Source organism: Candidatus Hadarchaeales archaeon, assembly GCA_038736355.1.
Lineage (GTDB): Archaea > Hadarchaeota > Hadarchaeia > Hadarchaeales > WYZ-LMO6 > WYZ-LMO6.
In genome coordinates, this window is the sequence record JAVYML010000002.1 from 182,405 (window position 1) to 199,196 (window position 16,792).

Here is a 16,792-nt window from a genome sequence, read left to right on the forward strand (position 1 = left end):
AGTTTGAAAGAATGCTCAAACTCGTAAGCCTTTTCCGCTGGTCTCAAATATTCCCTTACTCGATTGAAGTTTGGATCAACTAGAACTTTCAATCCCCATTTTCAGGGGCATCCTACTGAAACCCCTTTCTTTTGTTTTTCGTCCCCCCATCTTTAAAGGTTTCGGGCCCCGGTTTGTGAACTTCGGTTCCTGCGGGGGGGATTTATAAAGAAGTTCACAACCTTTCGCCTTTTACCGAAACTATACCCTCTTGCAAAACTTCGCCACCTCACAGTACCCGCAATACTCTGGACTGGCAGCCCTGGGAACCTGATCGGAAGCTATCATCTCTCGTATCTTCTCCAAATCCCTCTTCAAAGCCTCCTTCTCCTCGGGTAGAATGTTCAACCAAAAGGTCCGGTGGGAGGGCAGGAGGTAAATGAGGCCCCTCCTGATTCTCACCCCCAGCGACCTTTCAAGCAGCACGGCATAAGCCAGCATCTGCTTCCTCCACGCCCTCGAAACGTAGGGCAAATCCGAATACTTCACATCGACCGGCACCATCTCCCCGCTCTTTAGTCTCACCACCGTGTCCGCCTTCCCGAAAAGCCCCATCTCCCGATCCTCCAGGGGGAGGTCGTGCAGGATCCGATCCACCTCTTCTGGGGAAAACCCGTAGATCCTCTTCCTGCGTCCGGTCCTCCCCGGCTCCCTACCGTGCTGCTCACCCCCAAGCTCCACCTTCTTCCTCTCCGGTGGATACAACCCCAGCTTCCTGATGAAGTAGAGCTTCCTCGGGCAGTAAAAGTACTGGTATACTTCCCAGGCACTTATCTCACCAGCGCTGCCAAAACCCTTCATACCTCTCCAGCTCACCCCTCAGGAACCTCGCCAGCTTCCTGGCCTGGTGGAGGAAGAGCCCACCCCAAGTGAGCCTAAGGTCCTCGAACCTCACCTCTTCTTCCAGCCTCCTGAGAAGCTCCTGAAGGTAGAACCTCCTGACCTCCTCCCCCATCTGGCACACCCCATCCACCACCTCAAAACCCTCCTTGGAGACCATCCTCTTGCTCACCATTCCCACCACCATCCTGTCCACCACATGGGGCCTGAACTCCTCCATCAAATCCAAAACCAAGCTCGGCCTGCCCGGTCTATCGGCGTGCAGGAAACCCCCGTAGGGATCCAGCCCTGCGTAATGCACCGCCCTCCATACCTCCCCCAGCAAAATCCCGTAGCCGTAGTTCAGCATGGCGTTCACGGGATCTGTGGCGTATCTCCCGCTCCTCCCTCCAAAGCCCCACCCCTCGAAGATTCCCGCCAAGGCTTCCCAGTAGAGCTGGGCCCCCCTCCCCTCCAGGTTCATTATTCTCTCCCTCACTTCATCCACCTTCTTCCCCTCCACCTCCTCCAGCTCAGGCAGGAGCTTCACCATCTCCTCCGCCGCGGTTCGCAACCTCTCCGCCAGGGAAGGAACCGTTTCCACCCTCTTCTTGGCCAGTGTCTGGAGGACGGCGACCTGGTTCTTCAGCTTCGCCCTTATCACGGCCTTGGCCACCCCCACCCCCCTCTCATCCCCGTAGGCCAGATACTGTTCCCTCCTCGTGCTCACCGTCCTCATCTCGGGGGAGGAGAGCCTGGCCTTAACCTCACCCCGAAAGTCCACGATGAGCACGTCCACCCCGTGTTCCGCTAGCAGCCTCAGGGCGTCCGTGCTCACCACTCCCTTTCCCGAGATGATCACCTGCTCCAGCTCCTGGGGCTGGAGGCGCGCCACGGTCTTCCCGCCCTCCCTCACCACTATGGTCTCCCCCTTCCTTCCCACGAACTTCCCGAAGCCGTCCACCACCAGCCTCACGCGCACACCTCCGAGAAGGGGCATGCCTGCCTGCACTCCGCCGGCCTGCCCGGATCCTTCTTCTGGGCCACCAGCTCCAGCTTCCTGTCCCTCTCCTCCAACCACCAGTTCCTCAGGTCATCGTTGATGAAGAAGAGGTCCCGATTCACCACCACCCTGCCGTTCCTGAAGCCCACGTGGACGGAGCACCCCACGTCCACGGGCACCTCGTAAAGGCTCTCGAAGACCAGGGCATAACCCGTTGGGTAGAGGCGGTAGAAATCCCTGGGGGATCCTCCCACCTTCACGTCGAAGATGAGGTGCCTTAGGTAGTCGTAGCAGTCCACGCTGAGCGTACCGCTCAGGCCCAGCAGCCTCCCGTCCAGCTTGTGCTCCACCAGGAAGGGGAGGGCCACCGCCAGCACGTGGGGCTCGTCCGCGTACGGGTGGGCGGCCCTCGTTTCCAGGTAGGCGGCCCTGGCTTGGCTCAGCACCAGCTCCCAGAGGGGCTCCAGGCAGGAGCGGAGGGCCCTGGCGTTCTCCACCTCTCCCCTCCTCCCCAGCTCCCCCTCCCACCACTCCTCGAAGCTCAGGTCGAACCTCCCCTGCCTGCAGGACCCGAAGAGGTGCTCCAGCAGGTTGTGGGCCATGGCCCCAAGCAGGATCTCCTGCGTGGGCTTCCCCTGCTTTTTCTCCACGTACATCAGGTAGACGTCCCTGCCCGTGGGGCAGAACTTCCCGCAGACGGAGAACATGGAAATGCGCTCCGGGTAGTATGGCTTCAGCGGTTCCCTCCACCAGTTCCATCCCCTCAGCTCGGGGGTCACCCCCACCTCCCTCGCCAGGGGGAGAACGCGGTTGAGGAGGAACTTGTGCTCCTGGGCGGAGAGGAAGAACACCACTGGCCTCCCTTAAAGCTCGCCCTCCGTACCTTTTTCCCTTTCCCTCACACGAGCTTTACCCTGTCCTCCTCCACCAAGGAGGGGACTGGCCTTTCGGAGACTATCCTGCACAGCCTGGCACAGCGCTCGCACAGGGGTATGACGTAGATCGAGTCCCTCTCCCCTCCTATGAACTTCGGAAGCTCCTTCACCAGGACTTCCCTGTCGTGGGCATTCAGCTCCCCCTTGAAGGCGCTGTACTGGATCCTCTGCAGGCCGTAGTCGAAGAGACGGTCGGCCAGCTTGGTGCGGATGTCGTCAGAGCTTATGTCGTAGATGACAAGGGTCAGCATCAATGCATCCTCACCAGCCCGACTTGAAATACCCTCCGTATGATCGGGTCTACGATGGAGTAGACCTCCCCTTTTTTCTCAAGGAAACCGCCTTTACGAGTTCCTGAAGTTCGAGAGGATGTTGTCGGCCACTTTTTCCCTCCTCCATTTCCAAGCTTCTCTTGAGGTTTACCCAGGAAGCCTCCTCCATCCAGGCAGCGGCCCGCATGATCGCGAAGTACCTCCTGCTCCCACGCCTCCTTACCCTGAGGAAGTTGGAGAACTCTAGCCCCAAGTTCGGAAGCTGTTTTAATCGTGGGATCTAGACCTCATCGGACACCCTCCGGTCTCCGCTTTAGCCCCGAAAAGGGTAAGCCAGCCAACGATCCCTCCCAATTCCCGGAACGGCTGAATCGATCACCGCATGATTGGCCTCAAGGCTACCTAAGAACTTCCCGCTGGATCGCGGCATAAGAAGTCTTTTTCTTCGGCTTAAAGGTGTCCGGGCATCCAAAACCAGTCAAGCCCGCCTTGCCCCCTTCCTCCTCCTCGTACGGGCACGCCCCTTCCGGTATCCACCCCAGGGGAGCGCCCTGGGCGGTGGAACCTCTGAGGGAAGGAACCTGGGTCCATCCCGGAGCTCCCTGAGCTTCTCGTCCACGATCCTGGCTATGTCCCCGAAACCCACCAACACGCATGGTACCCCCTTTAGTTTGGCCAACTCCGAAACTCTCTGCTCCTGTGTCACCAGCACCAGTCCCTTCTTCACGGCATGCTCCACCACCCTCTCATCCTCCGCCCCCCTTAACCCTTCCTCCTCCACCGTGTACACTTCCCAGCCTAGGAGCTTGAGGAAGGGTTTGAGTCCGCTGTACATTTCATCCAGAAGGACCCTCATTCCCCTCCCTTTGGTCGCTTGGGTAAAAATTTTCTCTCGGAGACACAAAGTGGAGTAACACATATAAAAGGATGAAGGAAAAAAGGGTAGGGGGTTTGGGGTGCCCTTTGCTGAGGTGGGCGGAATAAAAATCTTCTACGAGAAGGTGGGAAACGGCTTCCCCGTTTACCTTCTCCACGGGGCCGTCCTCACGCACTCCCTCTGGAAACCACAGCTGGAGGTCCTCAAGGAAAGATACACGGCGATCGCCCCAGACCTGCCAGGACACGGAAAATCCAACCCCATATCCTCAGACGAGCCCTCCATCAGGGGTTACTCGGAAGTGGTGGCTGGACTGATGGACTACCTGGGGACGAAGGAAGCGGTGGTGGTGGGCCACTCGATGGGTGGAGCCGTGGCCCTACAGTTCACCCTGGACCATCCGGAAAAGGTCAGGGCTCTCATCCTCGCCAACACCGGTGCCAAGCTGGGAGTTTCACCCCTCCTCCTTCAGGTACTCAGGGAAAACTTCAGGGGGGCCATGGAAGCCGGATGGAAAAGCATGCTGGGTGGAAAGGGGAGGAGGATGGAAAGGGAGCTGGAAGGGCTCAGGAGGGAAATGGAGGACACGGAACCCAAGGTTGGGGTGGCGGACTTCGAGGCCTGCAATGCCTTCGATTGCAGGAGCAGGCTCCACGAGATCAAGAAGCCCACCCTCATCATAGGAGGCTACGACGATACCCTCACCCCTCCCTGGTACCACGAGTACCTCCACAAGAATATCCAGGGTTCTTCCCTCGCCCTCCTAAGGGACGTGGGACATCTCTCCATGGTGGAGGACCCGTCCTCCTTCAACTCCCTCCTCCTAGACTTCCTGGGGAGGACGGTGGGATAGGTCCTTCTCCATTCCCGCGAGGAGGTTGGCGAGACGGGCCAATTCTTCGGGGGGAAGATCCCTCACCCTGGCCTCCGCCAGCTCTGCGGGAAGGAAGGAATCCAGCGCTTCCCTCCTCTCCTTCTTCTCCAGCCTAAGCCTTGGGAAGAGTTCCGTGAAGGAGTGATAGAGGGCATTCCTCACCTTCTGCCTGGGATGGTGGAAGAGCACCCTCAGCACCCTCCGAAAACCCTCTTCGCTCTCCACCTCGAAGGGAGGAGTTTTTCTGGGCCTGAGCCTCACCACCGCCGACCTCACCTTGGGACGGGGGAAGAAGGCGGAGGGGGGAACTTCTTCGAGGATCTCCACCTGTGCCCGATAGAAGACGCTCACGGTCAGACGTCCGTAATCTTCCGATCCCGGTCTGGCCACGAGTCTCTTCGCGAACTCCAGCTGGTACATGAGCACCGCCACCTCGAAATCCTCCTCCAAAAGTCTGAAGGTGAGTTCCGAGGAGAGCGAATACGGCAGGTTCGAAACCACCTTGTTGAAAGGGGGGAGGGGGAGTTTCAGCACGTCCCCCACAAGGATCCTCACGTTCCCAAGGCCCTTCTCCCTGAGCACTTCCCTCAGGATGGAGACCAGGCGGGGATCCCTCTCTACCGCTATCACCTCTCCGGCCCTCTCTGCTAGGAGGAGGGTGAGACCCCCCGTCCCGGCGCCCACCTCCAGCACCGTATCCTCCCTATCAACCTCCGCGTATTCCACCATCCTCCGCAACAGATCCCAGTCCAGCACCAGGTGCTGGCCGTATCTCCTGCTGAGCCTTATCCCTTCCCTCTCCAGCCTTTCCCTCATCTCCATGAAACACCGCCTACTGCTGTCCGAAAATCTCTTTGGCCGCTTCCTCGTAAACCCTCAGATCGCTCTCCGTGAAGAGCACGAACCTTACCTCCTCCAACTTGTCCTCCCTCTCGAGGAACTCCTTCACCGCCTGCAGGGCCACCCTGCTGGCCTTCTCCACCGGATACCCGTAAGCACCCGTGCTTATGGAAGGAAAGGAAATCCTCTTTATACCCTTGGAGACCGCCAGGCTCAGGCTGCTTCTGTAGGCCTTCGCCAGCAACTGGGGCTCCCTCTTGTTCCCTCCCCTCCAGATGGGTCCAACCGTGTGGATGACGTATTTGGCCTTGAGGCGTCCGCCGGAGGTGATCACCGCCTCACCCACGGGCAGGCCATCAGGCCACTCCCTTTCCCTTATCCTGGCGCATTCCTCCCTGATGGTGGGTCCTCCCTTCCTGTGGATGGCCCCGTCCACCCCTCCTCCTCCCATCAGGCTGGGATTGGCCGCATTCACGATTGCCTCCGTTTCCTGCTCCGTGATGTCTCCCTGCACCAGCCTGACGACGGCCTTTCCCACCTTGAACTCCAAGCTCTCTTCCTCTTTACTCCCTCCGCCTCAAAAAACCTGAGGTTAGAGGAGGGGGAGGATGGCGGGGGAGAAGACCAGAGCGCTCACGGCCATCAGTTTGAGAAAGATGTTGATGGAGGGACCCGAAGCATCCTTCATGGGATCCCCCACCGTATCACCCGTCACCGCCGCCGCGTGCGTGGGGCTTCCCTTTCCGCCGAAGTGGCCCTCCTCCACGTACTTCTTGGCGTTGTCCCAGGTGTTTCCCACGTTCCCCTGGAACATGCCCAGCAGGAGTCCGGAACCTATGGCACCAGCAAGGAAACCCACCAGCCCCTCGGGTCCCAGCAGGAAGAGTATCAGTGGGGGAAAGAGGATGGCCAGAAGACCGGGGAGGAGGAGGTTCCTCAGGGCATTCCCCGTTGCCATGGAAACGCACCTCGCATAATCCGGTTTGGCCCTTCCTTCCATCAGCCCGGGAATTTCCCTGAACTGCCTCCTTATCTCATCCACCAGCCTGAAGGCTCCCCCGCTCACCGCCAGCACCACCAGGGCGGTGAAGAGGGCGGGAACGGCCACCCCTATCAGGAGGCCCGCGAACGTGTGGGCGTTGATCAGGCTCAGGACCTTGTCCAACCCCCCTACCCGCGAGGCGTATTCCTGGAACTCCGGAAGCTGGGTGAGGGTGAAGAAGAAGGCGATGGCCGTGAGGGCAGCCGACCCTATGGCGAACCCCTTACAGATGGACTTCATCGTGTTTCCCACCGAATCCAGCCTGTCCGTGATCTTCCTCACCTTCCCAGGCAGACCTGCCTGCTCCGCGATTCCGGCTGCATTGTCGGTGATGGGTCCGTAGGCATCCGCCGCCACGATCACCCCCGCGACCGAAAGCATGCCCACGGCGGAGAGGGCCACTCCGTAGAAGCCTGCCGCCAGGTAGGAGACCAAACCAGCGACCGCTATCGAGAGCACGGGAACGAAGGTGCTGAACCAGCCCATGGAAAAGCCTTCCAGGATGTCCAGTGCCGCCCCCGCCCTGGCCGCCTCCGCCACCCTCCTGGCCGGTGGTCTGTCCTTGGAGGTGAAGTAGTCCGAAGTCTCCCCCACCACTATCCCCACCAGGAGGCCGCTCACCACGGCCGTGAAGGGTCCCCTCCATCCTTCCCCGAGCAACCAGCGGATGGCGAGGAAGGAAGAGAGGATGGTGAGGGAGGTGGCTAGGAGGGAGGAACGGGTGAGGGCCTTAGCGGGATCTCCCCTCACCGAGAAACAGGCCAGGAGGGAAGAGAGGATGCCGAGGGCGGAAACGAGGAGGGGGAGGAGTACCCTTTCCTCCTCGATGTAAAGGAGGGCTCCCAGGGCCATGGCGGAGATCAGGGAACCCACGTAGGACTCGAAGAGGTCGGCGCCCATTCCAGCCACGTCCCCGACGTTGTCCCCGACGTTGTCCGCAATCACCCCTGGATTCCTGGGATCGTCTTCGGGAATCTTCTCCTCGACCTTTCCCACCAGATCGGCACCTATATCCGCCGACTTCGTGTAGATTCCCCCTCCCACCCTAGCGAAGAGGGCCACGGTACTGGCCCCGAAACTGAACCCTATCACATCCTTCATGGCCTCTTCCATCCTGGAAGGATCCGTACCCCCATAGGCCAGGGAGAGGAGGGAAACCCCCAGCAAACCCACCGCCACCACACCCATGCCCAGAACGCTCCCTCCCCTGAAGGCTAAGGAGAGGGCCTTTCCCATTCCCTCCTTCCTGGCGGCGTTGGCGGTCCTGGCATTGCTCCTTATGGCCGTGTGGAGGCCCACGAAGCCCGTGAGGGCCGAGCATCCCGCACCCACCAGGTAAGAAAGGGCCATCCTCCAGCCCAGGAAGAAGAGGAGGACCAGCACGAGGGCCAGGACCACGCCCGCGATGATGGTGTACTGCCTTTTCATGTAGGCCCTTGCACCCTCCCTGATGTACTCGGCAATCTCCACCATCCTCTCCGTTCCTTCTTCCTCCCTCAGAACCTTCCAAACCGCGTAGAGGACGTAGAGGAAGGCGACCAGCACCGAAAGGAAGACCAAGGAGAGGACGGGCTCCACGTCTCCAATTCACATGTGAATAATAAGCCTTTTTCGGAAACCGGAAGAAGCCTTCGTGGGAACATGCGCCTCCTGAGGGTTAGGACGGAATCGGCGGGAGTGGTGGAGGTGGAGCTCACAGGGGAGAATCCCCTCACCGAGGAAGCCCTCTGGAAGGCCCTGCCCTTCGAGGGGAGGGCCAAGAAGTGGGGGGAGGAAATTTACTTCGAAGTGCCCGTGAAGATGGGGGAGGAAAAGGCTAGGAGGGAGGTGGAGGTGGGGGAGGTGGCTTACTGGCCGGAGGGTGGATGTCTTTGCTTTTTCTTCGGGCCCACCCCTGCCAGCGAGGACGAGAAACCCGTGGCATACAGCCCGGTGAACGTGATAGGGAGGGTGAGGGGGGATCCGAAGGTGCTCGGGAAGATCGGGGTGGGTGAAAGGGTGAGGGTGGAGAGGGGAGGAACCGAAGAGGAGTGGAGGGAAAGGAGGGACTCCCTCTTCTCCAGGCTGAGGGAGGAGGGAAGGCTCACCCCCGAGCTGGAGGAGGAAGTGGTAAGGGTGTACGGTAAGAGGGGAAAGCATGCCCTCCAGGCGGTGAAGGAGGGGAGGGTGGTGAGGAGGGGGGGAAGATGGTTCGTGAAGGGGGAAACGGACGAATACGAGGTGGTGCGCTCGATGTGTAGCTGTAAGGACTACGTGCTCAACGTGGTGACGGGAAAGGCGGGGGTGGACATGTGCTACCACGCTCTGGCCAAAAGGATATGCGAACTCTTGAGGTGAGGGGGAGGCTCCTCAAACTGTTGGAGGAGAGGTACGGAAGGGAGATCGGGAAAAGATGGTACTCCGATCCCTTCCACGTGCTGGTCTCCTGCATCCTCTCCCAGCGGACGAGGGAGGAGAACACCGAAAAGGCCTCGCGCTCCCTCCTCTCCGTCGCTTCCACCCCCTCCCAGCTCTCCTCCCTTCCCCTCCGGCAGCTCAAGAGGCTGATCAGGGGGGTGGGACTGGCGGACCAGAAAGCCAGGCGCCTGAAGGAGACCTCCAGGATCCTCCTCGAGAGGTACGGGGGGAAGGTTCCGGAGACGAGGGAGGCCCTGATGGAACTCCCCGGGGTGGGGCCCAAAACAGCCGATGTGGTCCTCTGCTACGGTCTGGGAAAGCCAGCCATACCCGTGGACACGCACGTGAACCGCATAAGCAAGAGGCTGGGGTTGGTCAGGAAGGGGGCCAAGCCTGAAGAGGTGAGGGAGACTCTGGAGAGACTCTTTCCCGTGGAGAAGTGGCACCTGCTCAACAGGGGGATGGTGCTCTTCGGAAGGGAGATCTGCCTGCCTAGGTACCCCAGGTGTGGGAAGTGCCCGCTGGCCGAAGTCTGTCCCTCGGAGGGAAGGGGATGAACTCCTTCCACCTGCTCCTCTTCCTCGGCTCCCCCTTCCTGGGACTGGAAGCGGTGATGATGGGTATGGGGGGAAGGGCGCTCACCTACTACCGATATTCCAGGAACAGGGCTTTGCTCCTCTTCACGATGGCCGGATGGACGGTCTCCTGCGCTTCCCTCGCCACCTCTAGGATGCTGGGGATTTCGGACCTCGGAACGGTTTTCCTCCTCTTCCTCTATCTTCCCCTCACGGGGAAACTCTTCTCCCTCCTCCCCCTCCGTCCCCCCTCCAAGGTTCTTCCCCATCCTCCTTCGGAGGGAATGGAGGAGTTCCTGGAGAAGTATCGGAAACTCTTCGGGACTCCATCCAGGAAAGGAGGTAGGAAAACTCGGGGAGGTCGCGGAGGAGGTTCCTGATCCTCCTCCCCACTTCCTCCCAGAGGTCCCTCAACCCCTCCGGCACCTTCCCCCCTCCATACCTGACGCATTGGAGAAGAACGGAGAGTCCATCCGCCAACTGGACGACCTTCGCCTCCAGGGTCTTCCCTTCCCTGTACTCCCTCCAGAGTTCCCCTATCCTCCTTCCCCACTCCCTGTCCCCCACCATCTCCTCCAGCGCCCTCTCCTCCCTTTCCCTTTTCTCTGGGGAGGAGGGAAGCAGGTCTCCGGTGAGGGCTTCTGGCCAGTCGTGGAGGACGGCCATCGTCAGGACCTTCTCCAAGTTCACCCTTCCCTTCAGCTCAAGGGAGAGGAGGAGGGAAAGGGAACATACCTCGAAGGAATGCTGGGCCACATCTTCCGCCGGGGAGAAACCCCTGAGCACCCATCCCTTTCTCTCCACACCCTTCAGCCTTCCCAGCCTCTCCATCAGCTCGAGGAGCTCCAAGTACCTCCCTCCTCCTGGGAAAGAAGGGTAAAAAGGCGGTAGGATTAAAAGGTATGCGACCGAAGGGGAATGGGAGAAATGGAGAAGAAACTCGTGGGAAGGGTGACCCACTACTTCACAAAAATAGGCGTGGCCGTGGTGGACCTCTCGGATGAACTGAAGGTGGGGGACAGGATCTCGATCGAGGGACCCACCACCAATTTCCAGCAGGTGGTGGAATCCATGCAGATCGAGCACCAGAACGTTCAGTCGGCCAAGGCGGGGCAATCGATAGGGTTGAAGGTGGTCCAGAGGGCTAGGGAAAAGGACCTGGTCTACAAACTCCTCTAGGTACCGGCTTCCCAGGACTGCAGGTATCTTCGCTGCTCTTCCGTCTGCCTCTCTAGTTTGATCCCCATGAGCCTCAGCTTTAGTTCTGCCACCCTCCTGTCTATTTCCCTGGGCACCTCATGCACACCCGGCCTCAGTTCTTTCCCATGCTTCGCCAGGTAAGCCAGGCTCAGGGCCTGGAGAGAAAAGCTTAGGTCCATGATCTCCATCGGATGTCCCAGTGAAAGCTTCCCAGCCAGGTTCACCAGTCTTCCCTCCGCCAGCAAGTAGAGACGCCTTCCATCCTCCAGCTTGAATTCCTCCACATCCTCCACCACTTCCCTCCTGCGCACCGCCAGCCTCTCCAGAGCCTCCAAGTCTATCTCCACATTGAAATGCCCGGCATTGCAAAGGAGGGCTCCATCCTTCATCTCCCTGAAATGCTCTTCCCTGAGCACGTGGAAGCTCCCCGTGGCCGTGATGAAGATGTCCCCTTCCGGACAGGCCTCCTCCAGGTTCTTGACCGAAAAACCATCCATGACGGCCTCCAGCGCTCTTACGGGATCCGTCTCCACCACCGTCACCAGCGCTCCCAACCCCTTGGCCCTCGAGGCTATCCCCCTACCCACATGTCCGTAACCCACCACCACTACCTTCTTCCCTCCCACCTGCATGTTGGTGATGGACATCAGGGCCTGAAGGGTGGATTCCGCCGTGCCGAAGCGATTGTCGAAGAGCCTCTTGGTGGGGGTATCGTTCACGGCGATGACGGGAAACCTCAACTTCCCCTGGGCCTCCATCGCCTTCAACCTCAGGACCCCAGTCGTGGTTTCCTCGCATCCTCCTATCACCCCTTCCACCCCAGCCGAGTGAATCTCGGAAACCAGGTCCCCTCCGTCGTCTATCAGCAGCTGGGGACGGTCGGCGATCACCCTCCTGAGATTCTGGTAGTAATCCCTCCTGCTCTCACCCCTCCAAGCGTAGACACTCACACCCTCTTTGACGAGGGCAGCCGCCACTTCATCCTTCGTGGAGAGGGGATTGCAACCGGCGAGGGAGACCTCGGCCCCGCCTTCCTTCAACGTCTGGACCAGAACGGCGGTTTTGGCCTCCACATGAAGGGCTGCCCCCACCCTCAGTCCCCTAAGGGGTCTGGTGCGGGAGAATTCCTTCCTTATCTCCGCCAGCACGGGCATGTGCTCCCTCGCCCACTCCACCCTCTTCCTCCCGTTGGAGGCCAGCCTGAGGCTTCTCACCTTGTACCTCAACCTCTCCCTCCCGTCATTCTCACGATCTCCTCATGAAGTTTTCTGAGGCGCTCGAGCGCGGGATGGGTGGGTCCCAGTTCCCGCTTGAACCTCTCGAGGATCTCTTCGAACCCCACCTCGTCCTCCCCCTCTATTAGTTTGTCAGCATATGTCACGAGCTTCTCCTCCACCGTGAGGGGTAGGAAATCCCTCTCGGGCAACCCCAGTTCCCCCGCCTCTTCTTTCGGTATTCCAGCTCCCAGATGGTTCTCCGCGAAACGGGAGAGTTCGGGAAAGCCCTTTTCCCTCAGAATTCTCCCACCTTCCACCCCGTGTCTTATCCCGTGCGTCACGGACCTTCCTATGTCGTGGAGAAGGGCACCTATCCCCACCAGCTCCCTATCCACCTTCACCCCGTTCCTGCTCACCAATTCGGCCAGCTCAAGGGCCTTCCTTTCCACCGCCAAACAGTGCCTTATCACCCCCTCCCCGCAACCCACTTCCCTCAAGAGGGAGAGGGCCTCCTCACGAGTTGGTTTGAAGTTTTTCACCCCACTGACGCTTGAGTTCCTCCACTTGGGCTTCCAAACTGGCTATGATCTGCTTGTTATCCATGAACTCCATAGTCTCCCCGCAGTGGGGACACTTGAACTCATGCTCCGAAGCCTCTTCGAAGGTCATGCGGGGGCAGTTGTTTTTGCAGGAGAAGAACATATGCCCCCTCTCGTATTCCAGCCTCTCCTCCAGTTTCCTAAGGAGCTCCTGCCTGATGGACTGGAGGTTCTCCAGTGCTCCTTCCATCTCCACATACCAGCGATAGATGTACCAGCCGTTGTCCTCATTCCTGAAGCGGTGGTAGTTGACCACCCTGTTCTCGTACAGGTCGTACAGGATCTTCCTTACCAAGTTGACCCTGAGGCGGGTGAGCTTCGCCAATTCCTCATCCGTCAGCTGTTTTCCCCAAAGCTTGGAAAGGATGAGCAGTCCATTCTCTCCTGCCACTCTTTTGATAAACTCCCGCAAAACGGGATTCTTACTGAAAGGATTTTCTTTCTTCCCCCCCTTTTTCGTGCCCATCTTTATAAAGTTGCGACCTCTTTCCTTATATCAATTGTTAGAAACACGGCACCTTTTTGGGACCTCGGAAGACTGAAGGATGACTCCGTGATTCACACTGGCTAGAAATCGAATCACTTGAATTCAACTCCGGAACCCATGGTGAAGACCCGTCTCGCGGTCGCGAAAAGACTTTTATGAACCCTCATCGAGGGAGAAGGATACCGGTGTGGTGGTTCCTGGCACCCAAGGTGGCTTTTGGCGAGGATGCCTTGGACGCCTTGGAAACGGTGAAAGGAAACAGGGCCATGTTGGTGACGGATCAAAACATCAAAAAGCTGGGCTTCGTGGAAGAAATTGTCCAACGCCTGAAGAAAAACGGCATGGAGGTTCTGGTCTTCGACGAAGTGGAACCCGAGCCTTCCAAGGAAACCGTGATGAAGGGTGCTGAGCTGGCCAAGGAATTCTCTCCCGACTGGTTCGTGGGGCTGGGGGGAGGTTCCTGCATGGATGCCGCCAAAGCCATCTGGGTCATGTACGAAAGACCGGATCTCAGGATAGAGGACATTACCCCAATGACGGAACTTGGACTCAGGAAGAAGGCCAGACTCGTGTGTATCCCCACGACCAGCGGTACGGGATCGGATGCCACCTGGGCAGCCGTCATCACCAGCAGAGAGGAGGAGTTCAAGGTGGAGCTGGCCTCGAGGGAGATCCTTCCCGATCTCTCCATCGTGGATCCCAAACTGGCCTCCAAGATGCCTCCTTCCCTCACCGCCAGCACGGGGATGGACGTGCTGGCCCACGCCTTCGAAGCCTATCTCTCCCAGTGGAGCAATCCCTTTTCCGATGCCCTGGCCTTCAAGGCCATCCAGCTGGCCTTCACCTACCTCCCCAGGGCCCACGCCAACGGTAACGACATGGAGGCCAGGGACAAAATGCACGTGGCAGCCACGATGGCCGGCATGGCCTTCTCCAACTCCCAGATAGGCCTCATCCACGCCATGGGACATTCCCTTGGAGCGGTGTTCCACATACCCCATGGAAGAACGGTGGGACTCTTCCTTCCCTACGGGCTGGAGTACGCCTTTGGGACCGTGAAGGGGAGGCTGGCGGAGCTGGCTTGGGCGGCGGGAATAAGGGCGGGAACGGAGGAGGAAGCGGCGGAGAAGTTGCTTGAGGAAGTGAGGAACCTGATCAGGAGATTGGGAGAACCCCTCTCGATCAGGGAACTGGGGATAAAGAGGGAAGAATTCGAAAGCAGGCTGGAGGAGCTGGTGAGGAAAGCCATGCAGAGCACGGGGATCTTCACTAGCCCCAGGGTACCGGATGAGGCGGACTGCAGGAAGCTCTTCCTCTACGCCTACGAGGGAAAGAGGGTGGACTTTTAGCCAAGGGATAAGAAGGGAAAAACCCAGTTCGTCTTGGGAAAATGAGGTTGAAGGGAAAGGTGGCCCTCATCGCGGGAGCAGGCTCCAGTGGACCGGGAATAGGGATAGGAAGGGCAACCTCCATCCTCTTCGCACAGGAAGGGGCCAAGGTGGTCTGCGCCGATATCAACGAGAACGCCGCCAAGGAAACCCTGAAGATGCTCGAGGAGAGGGGAGGCGAAGGCATCGTGGTCCAAGGGGACTTCACCAAGAGCGAGGATGCCAAAAGGATCGTGGAAACCGCTGTCTCCACCTACGGGAAGCTCGACATCCTCCACAACGTGGTGGGAATAGCCACACCCTTCGGGCTCCTCGACACCACGGAAGAGGACTGGGACGCGGTAGTCACCACCAATCTGAAGAGCATCTTCCTCATGTCCAAGTACGCCGTTCCCCATATGATCAAGGGTGGAGGAGGGGTGATCATCAACACCTCCTCGGCAGCCGGGTTGACTGGACATCCCAGCCTCACCTACGCCACCACGAAGGCCGCCATCATCAACATGACGAGGAGCATGGCCATAGATCTGGCGGAATATAACATCAGGGTGAACTGCATAGCCCCCGGTTTCCTGGACACACCCATGGTGGCACCCATCATGACGGAGGAACGCAGGAAGGTGCTCGAATGGATGATACCGTTGAAGAGGATAGGAACGGCCTGGGACGCCGCTTACGGTGCCCTCTACCTCGCTTCCGATGAGGCTTCTTACGTGACCGGCATCACACTGGTGATAGACGGTGGCATCCTGGCGGGGAGGGGGATAGGGCCAGCGAAACCTCCGGGTGGGATGGTTTGATCTACGAACTCAGGAGCTACACGGTGAGACAGGGAAAGCTGCGGGACTTCCTCCTCTTCTACAGGGACAAGGCCATGCCGCTGGGGGCGGAAAAACTCAGGGGAAGGGGAGAACCCGTGGGACACTGGATCACGAAGTACAGGGAAGTGGTGGACCTGGATGGGGAGGCCAAGGTGGTGGAGGAGGAAGAGGTCACCTACATGTTGGCCTTCGAGAGCAGGGAAAAGAGGGAGGAATTCTGGGAGGACTTCCTGGGCTCGGAGGAATGGCAGAGACTGATGCCCGAATGGCTCACGCTCGTGCGCAGGATGGACAACCGGCTGCTGGAGCCCACCGAGCTCCCCTGAACCTCAGCAGATCCGCGGTACCGGATCCCCGTACGGGGGAGGCAGGATTCTCTTCCCTCCGGGAGAGGTCTCCATCACCACTTCCCTGAACTCATCCGTGACCTCTCCTATCAGCTCCGCCTCCTTTCCCAGCCTCGTGGATCTGAGGGCCTCCAGTACCTCCTCCGCCTTCTGGGGCACCACCCCTATCACGACCTTCCCTTCGTTGGCCATCTCCAGAGGATCCACCCCCAGCATCTCGCAGGCCGCCCTCACCCCTTCCCTTATCGGTATCCTCTCCTCCCAGAGGAGGATCCCCACCCCGGACTTCTCGCTCCACTCGTTGAGGGCATTCGAAAGACCCCCGCGGGTGGGATCCTTCATGGCCACTATCCCGCCCACCTCCAGGATCTCCCTTATCATGTGGTTGAGGGGTGCGACATCCGACTTCACCTCCGTCTCGAACCCATAGCCCTCCCTGGCGGAGAGAATGGCCACCCCATGATCCCCCACCGTTCCCGACACCAGGATCTTGTCCCCCGGTCTGAGGTTCGAATCCAACAACCACCTGCTCTCCATCTTCCTGTACTTCCTCACCTCCCTGAGGTTGTGCTCCAGTTCTTCCCCCCTTATCCCTATCCCGGAGGTGTTGATCACCAGCTGGTCCAGGGCCCCCTTCTCCATTACCTTCGTGTCACCCGCTATGATGTGGACCCCTGCTTCCTTACAGGTCTCGGAGGCGCTCCTCAGGATCCTGCGCAGATCCTCCAGCGGAAAACCTTCCTCCACGATGAGACCGCAGGTCAGGGCCAAAGGCCTAGCCCCTATCACGGCCAGATCGTTCACCGTTCCCGAGACAGCAAGCCTCCCTATGTCCCCACCCGGAAAGAAGAGGGGCTTGACCGTGGAAGAGTCCGAATGGAGAGCGATGTCGTTCACCACGGAGGAATCGTCCAGCGCCTCCAGCGGAACCTCCACCCCGCTTCCACCCAGCTCCCCTACGATGAGCTGCTTGATGAGCTCCCTCATGGCCGTACCACCCGCCCCGTGAGCCATCGTTATTCTCTCCACCAAGCACCTCCCTCTCACCACCCGGGAAAAA

Annotated in this window: 21 protein-coding genes; 7 read left to right on the top strand and 14 right to left on the bottom strand. The window is 59.4% G+C overall.

Annotated features, from left to right (window positions below; translation table 11 throughout):
* Nucleotides 1–240: 240 nt before the first annotated feature.
* The 6 genes from cas4 to QXG22_03260 form a co-directional block, all read right to left on the bottom strand.
* Nucleotides 241–855, bottom strand: a complete 615-nt coding sequence (gene cas4, locus QXG22_03235; protein MEM0359010.1) for a CRISPR-associated protein Cas4 — start codon at nt 853–855, stop codon at nt 241–243.
* Nucleotides 815–1,939, bottom strand: coding sequence for a CRISPR-associated endonuclease Cas1 (cas1, locus tag QXG22_03240; GenBank protein MEM0359011.1), 1,125 nt, complete (start codon nt 1,937–1,939; stop codon nt 815–817). Before cas1 ends, cas4 begins: the two co-directional genes overlap by 41 nt.
* Entirely contained in the window at nt 1,831–2,712 is an 882-nt protein-coding gene (gene cas4a / locus QXG22_03245; GenBank protein MEM0359012.1) for a type I-A CRISPR-associated protein Cas4/Csa1, read from the bottom strand. The genes cas1 and cas4a overlap by 109 nt, the downstream gene beginning before the upstream one ends.
* 47 nt (nt 2,713–2,759) lie before the next feature.
* Nucleotides 2,760–3,047 carry a CRISPR-associated endonuclease Cas2 gene (gene cas2, locus QXG22_03250; GenBank protein ID MEM0359013.1) on the bottom strand — a complete coding sequence of 96 codons (288 nt, stop codon included), beginning with the start codon at nt 3,045–3,047 and terminating at the stop codon, nt 2,760–2,762.
* Between the two features lie 49 nt (nt 3,048–3,096).
* Nucleotides 3,097–3,321, bottom strand: a complete 225-nt coding sequence (locus tag QXG22_03255; protein ID MEM0359014.1) for a hypothetical protein — start codon at nt 3,319–3,321, stop codon at nt 3,097–3,099.
* 225 nt (nt 3,322–3,546) lie between these two features.
* Nucleotides 3,547–3,924 (bottom strand): DUF5615 family PIN-like protein, encoded by a 378-nt coding sequence (locus tag QXG22_03260; GenBank protein ID MEM0359015.1) that lies wholly within the window; start codon nt 3,922–3,924, stop codon nt 3,547–3,549.
* Nucleotides 3,925–4,024: 100 nt separating this feature from the next.
* Here QXG22_03260 and QXG22_03265 point away from each other — a divergent pair, with 100 nt between their 5' ends.
* Nucleotides 4,025–4,798 (top strand): alpha/beta hydrolase, encoded by a 774-nt coding sequence (locus tag QXG22_03265; GenBank protein MEM0359016.1) that lies wholly within the window; start codon nt 4,025–4,027, stop codon nt 4,796–4,798.
* Here the strand turns inward: QXG22_03265 and rsmA are convergent.
* Genes rsmA through QXG22_03280 form a run of 3 tightly spaced genes read right to left on the bottom strand, consistent with a single transcriptional unit; the run spans nt 4,769 to nt 8,279 of the window.
* Entirely contained in the window at nt 4,769–5,641 is an 873-nt protein-coding gene (gene rsmA, locus QXG22_03270) for a 16S rRNA (adenine(1518)-N(6)/adenine(1519)-N(6))-dimethyltransferase RsmA (GenBank protein ID MEM0359017.1), read from the bottom strand. The two genes, QXG22_03265 and rsmA, sit on opposite strands and share 30 nt — an antisense overlap.
* Before the next feature lie 10 nt (nt 5,642–5,651).
* Nucleotides 5,652–6,209 carry an O-acetyl-ADP-ribose deacetylase gene (locus QXG22_03275; GenBank protein MEM0359018.1) on the bottom strand — a complete coding sequence of 186 codons (558 nt, stop codon included), beginning with the start codon at nt 6,207–6,209 and terminating at the stop codon, nt 5,652–5,654.
* Between the two features lie 42 nt (nt 6,210–6,251).
* Nucleotides 6,252–8,279, bottom strand: coding sequence for a sodium-translocating pyrophosphatase (locus QXG22_03280; protein ID MEM0359019.1), 2,028 nt, complete (start codon nt 8,277–8,279; stop codon nt 6,252–6,254).
* Between the two features lie 63 nt (nt 8,280–8,342).
* Between QXG22_03280 and QXG22_03285 the strand changes: the two genes are divergently transcribed.
* Entirely contained in the window at nt 8,343–9,038 is a 696-nt protein-coding gene (locus tag QXG22_03285) for a cyclophilin-like fold protein (GenBank protein ID MEM0359020.1), read from the top strand.
* Nucleotides 9,020–9,655 carry an endonuclease III gene (gene nth / locus QXG22_03290; GenBank protein MEM0359021.1) on the top strand — a complete coding sequence of 212 codons (636 nt, stop codon included), beginning with the start codon at nt 9,020–9,022 and terminating at the stop codon, nt 9,653–9,655. Before QXG22_03285 ends, nth begins: the two co-directional genes overlap by 19 nt.
* A 228-nt stretch (nt 9,656–9,883) precedes the next feature.
* Here nth and QXG22_03295 read toward each other — a convergent pair whose 3' ends face one another.
* The gene (locus QXG22_03295) at nt 9,884–10,522 is read right to left on the bottom strand and encodes an HD domain-containing protein (GenBank protein ID MEM0359022.1); all 639 of its coding nucleotides are present in this window, start codon (nt 10,520–10,522) and stop codon (nt 9,884–9,886) included.
* Between the two features lie 78 nt (nt 10,523–10,600).
* Between QXG22_03295 and QXG22_03300 the strand changes: the two genes are divergently transcribed.
* The gene (locus QXG22_03300) at nt 10,601–10,852 is read left to right on the top strand and encodes a hypothetical protein (GenBank protein MEM0359023.1); all 252 of its coding nucleotides are present in this window, start codon (nt 10,601–10,603) and stop codon (nt 10,850–10,852) included.
* On the opposite strand, the gene QXG22_03305 is transcribed toward QXG22_03300, so the two are convergent.
* From QXG22_03305 to tfe, 3 genes are read right to left on the bottom strand one after another with little or no spacing between them, the layout of a single operon-like run.
* Nucleotides 10,849–12,099 carry an adenosylhomocysteinase gene (locus QXG22_03305; GenBank protein ID MEM0359024.1) on the bottom strand — a complete coding sequence of 417 codons (1,251 nt, stop codon included), beginning with the start codon at nt 12,097–12,099 and terminating at the stop codon, nt 10,849–10,851. The genes QXG22_03300 and QXG22_03305 overlap by 4 nt on opposite strands.
* Complete coding sequence (locus tag QXG22_03310) at nt 12,096–12,629, bottom strand: TIGR00295 family protein (GenBank protein MEM0359025.1); 534 nt, start codon at nt 12,627–12,629, stop codon at nt 12,096–12,098. Before QXG22_03310 ends, QXG22_03305 begins: the two co-directional genes overlap by 4 nt.
* The gene (tfe, locus tag QXG22_03315) at nt 12,604–13,155 is read right to left on the bottom strand and encodes a transcription factor E (protein MEM0359026.1); all 552 of its coding nucleotides are present in this window, start codon (nt 13,153–13,155) and stop codon (nt 12,604–12,606) included. Before tfe ends, QXG22_03310 begins: the two co-directional genes overlap by 26 nt.
* A 206-nt stretch (nt 13,156–13,361) precedes the next feature.
* Between tfe and QXG22_03320 the strand changes: the two genes are divergently transcribed.
* Genes QXG22_03320 through QXG22_03330 form a run of 3 tightly spaced genes read left to right on the top strand, consistent with a single transcriptional unit; the run spans nt 13,362 to nt 15,711 of the window.
* Nucleotides 13,362–14,525: an iron-containing alcohol dehydrogenase gene (locus QXG22_03320; protein MEM0359027.1), complete on the top strand. Its 1,164-nt coding sequence runs from the start codon at nt 13,362–13,364 to the stop codon at nt 14,523–14,525.
* A 41-nt stretch (nt 14,526–14,566) separates the two neighbouring features.
* On the top strand, nt 14,567–15,364 hold the full coding sequence (locus tag QXG22_03325) for a glucose 1-dehydrogenase (protein MEM0359028.1): 798 nt from the start codon (nt 14,567–14,569) through the stop codon (nt 15,362–15,364).
* Nucleotides 15,361–15,711 (top strand): NIPSNAP family protein, encoded by a 351-nt coding sequence (locus QXG22_03330; GenBank protein ID MEM0359029.1) that lies wholly within the window; start codon nt 15,361–15,363, stop codon nt 15,709–15,711. Before QXG22_03325 ends, QXG22_03330 begins: the two co-directional genes overlap by 4 nt.
* Nucleotides 15,712–15,714: 3 nt before the next feature.
* On the opposite strand, the gene hypE is transcribed toward QXG22_03330, so the two are convergent.
* Complete coding sequence (gene hypE / locus QXG22_03335; GenBank protein ID MEM0359030.1) at nt 15,715–16,761, bottom strand: hydrogenase expression/formation protein HypE; 1,047 nt, start codon at nt 16,759–16,761, stop codon at nt 15,715–15,717.
* Nucleotides 16,762–16,792 lie beyond the last annotated feature (31 nt).

Bases quoted from the DNA above. Each gene is read 5' to 3' on its own strand.
- QXG22_03325 (MEM0359028.1), top strand. From the start codon at position 14,567: ATGAGGTTGAAGGGAAAGGTGGCCCTCATCGCGGGAGCAGGCTCCAGT.
- nth (MEM0359021.1), top strand. From the start codon at position 9,020: ATGCGAACTCTTGAGGTGAGGGGGAGGCTCCTCAAACTGTTGGAGGAG.
- QXG22_03285 (MEM0359020.1), top strand. From the start codon at position 8,343: ATGCGCCTCCTGAGGGTTAGGACGGAATCGGCGGGAGTGGTGGAGGTG.
- cas2 (MEM0359013.1), bottom strand. From the start codon at position 3,047: ATGCTGACCCTTGTCATCTACGACATAAGCTCTGACGACATCCGCACC.
- rsmA (MEM0359017.1), bottom strand. From the start codon at position 5,641: ATGGAGATGAGGGAAAGGCTGGAGAGGGAAGGGATAAGGCTCAGCAGG.
- tfe (MEM0359026.1), bottom strand. From the start codon at position 13,155: ATGGGCACGAAAAAGGGGGGGAAGAAAGAAAATCCTTTCAGTAAGAAT.
- QXG22_03260 (MEM0359015.1), bottom strand. From the start codon at position 3,924: ATGAGGGTCCTTCTGGATGAAATGTACAGCGGACTCAAACCCTTCCTC.
- QXG22_03300 (MEM0359023.1), top strand. From the start codon at position 10,601: ATGGAGAAGAAACTCGTGGGAAGGGTGACCCACTACTTCACAAAAATA.